The 600-nt window shown below is 47.2% G+C and carries 1 tRNA gene and 1 rRNA gene; both read left to right on the plus strand.

Features of this window, described 5'->3' with window-relative positions:
* Positions 1-105, plus strand: a 16S ribosomal RNA gene (locus tag ACB037_RS21290); the annotation flags it as partial.
* A 226-nt stretch (positions 106-331) separates the two neighbouring features.
* Positions 332-407, plus strand: a tRNA-Glu gene (locus tag ACB037_RS21295).
* Positions 408-600: the final 193 nt, after the last annotated feature.

The following is a 600-nucleotide window of genomic DNA, read 5'->3' on the forward strand; positions in this document are numbered from 1 at the left end:
GATAGCTTAACCTTCGGGAGGGCGTTTACCACGGTGTGATTCATGACTGGGGTGAAGTCGTAACAAGGTAACCCTAGGGGAACCTGGGGTTGGATCACCTCCTTACCTTAATGATGACGAAGTTGTTGAGTGTTCACACAGATTGCCTTGATTCAAAGTAGTTAGAGCAAAGACCTGGTGCGAAAGCATCAGTGCTTGTCTGGCTTCGGTCAGATGAGAGAAGCCCTATCATTGGGTTTTGGGATGTGAATAATGGCGCTCGGCCTCGCAGGCTCGGCACTCGCCATTACCCAAAATCTGCACTGCTAACGCAGCGCAAAGATGATTTTGGGTCCCCTTCGTCTAGAGGCCTAGGACACCGCCCTTTCACGGCGGTAACAGGGGTTCGAATCCCCTAGGGGACGCCACTTCTCTTCTTGCTAACAAGAATGCAGACATAAGCATTACGTGTTTATGTCTGTTTTCTTCGGTCACTGACCGTTGCAAACATGCTCTTTAACAATCTGGAAAGCTGATTTAAAAAGTAGTTCTCAAACATTTGTTACAAGTGCTTTGGAAACTTCTTGGCGAAAACCAAATTTTATTTGGTCCTTGTTGTAC

The sequence above is a fragment of the Aeromonas sp. S19(2024) genome (genome assembly GCF_041402625.1).
In the GTDB taxonomy this organism is placed as follows: domain Bacteria; phylum Pseudomonadota; class Gammaproteobacteria; order Enterobacterales; family Aeromonadaceae; genus Aeromonas; species Aeromonas caviae.